Genomic DNA, 1,395 nt, shown 5'->3' with positions numbered 1-1,395 from the left:
TATTATACTAAAAACCCCCTATTCTATCTATTGAAATCATAGGTAGAATAGGGGTTTTTCAGCAGTCTCCAAATTGAGAAGGACTTTTTCTGTTACTTTTTATTCTTCGTCAGAAGTATCCTCTGAATCTTCCGACTCTTCGGTTTCTTCAGTTTCATCTACTTCTTCTGTTTCTTCCACTTCTTCGGTATCAGCGTCATCTGTTTCGTCAGCTTCCGTGTCATCTGTACCTTCTTCTACTGGGTCTAAAGGACCATCTGTAGGTTCAGGGGAAGGAACAAGGAATTGCTGAAGCGCACCTGAAAGTTCATCGTCAGCAATTTGAACGTTAGCGTCTTGAACTAACACGCTGACGGCTTCTTGAACGACTGCTGGGTCGTTTAAGTAACTTTCAATTAGAAGATTTTCAATTGTATCGCGCTCTTCTTCTAATGACCCCTTTTCACCTACTTCAACCATTTTAATAACATGGTATCCGAATTGTGATTCTACAGGTTCTTGAGTAATCTCGCCTTCCTCAAGTTCAACAGCTGCACTTTCAAATTCAGGAACTGTTTGACCAGGAACCAATTCAATTTCTCCACCAGCAGGAACAGTCCCGTAATCGACTGAGTGCTCTTCTACTAAATCGCCAAACTCAGCCCCATCATTTAATTGACTAATAATATCTTCTGCTAGCTCTTCCTCTTCCACTAAGATATGAGCAACAGTTGAATTAATTTGATATTCTTCATAAGCTTGTTCAATATCTTCTTCTGTAATATCAACATGATCTTCTATAGCTCGTCTAACGTATAATGTAGATCGAAGATTTTCTCTTACATCGTCAGCAGACATTCCTTGCATTTCAAGGAGTTCTTCAAACTCTTCTACTCCACCGAACATTTCAGCTTCACGCTCGAAATATTCTTCAACATCTTCGTCTGACACTTCATCGCTGTAAGCATTTTCTAAAATATCTTCCAAGAGAATTTGCTGAAGCATTTGCTCTCCATAAGTCATGCCACTTTGAGTCATTTCATTTTTCATGCGTTCGTATAATTCATCTTCACGCACACGTCCTGCCACTGTTGAAGCAACTTCTGGACTAGTTGAGCAACCAGCCAATAATAAACCTGAAGCCGCTACAGCTCCTACTAACCATTTTTTCATACTAATTTCGACACATCCTACATCTAATATTTATATCGCATACGATCAATATATTCGTACCTAAATAAATATACCACAGGTGAGCGAAATTTCAAAACCCCTGAGGGAAAATATATAGTATATTCATGAAGAGTTCATACTTATTTCTATTAATCATTTAAGTCTTTTTATTTGAAAAGAAAATGCTAAAAAGAGACAAAAAAGCACCTCTCATGGTATAATTAAATCATGAAAAATTTAAAA

Annotated in this window: 1 protein-coding gene; it reads right to left on the bottom strand. The window is 37.5% G+C overall.

The genetic code is table 11. The features are described 5' to 3' along the window. Positions 1–99: 99 nt before the first annotated feature. Entirely contained in the window at positions 100–1,152 is a 1,053-nt protein-coding gene (locus ABDZ53_RS08615) for a peptidylprolyl isomerase (RefSeq protein WP_343755571.1), read from the bottom strand. Between the last annotated feature and the right edge of the window lie 243 nt (positions 1,153–1,395).

It is taken from the genome of Alkalibacterium iburiense (assembly GCF_039521845.1).
GTDB classification, from domain to species: Bacteria; Bacillota; Bacilli; order Lactobacillales; family Carnobacteriaceae_A; genus Alkalibacterium; species Alkalibacterium iburiense.
Note: the sequence above shows the minus strand (reverse complement) of the source record. Positions and strands in the feature narration are given on the sequence as shown.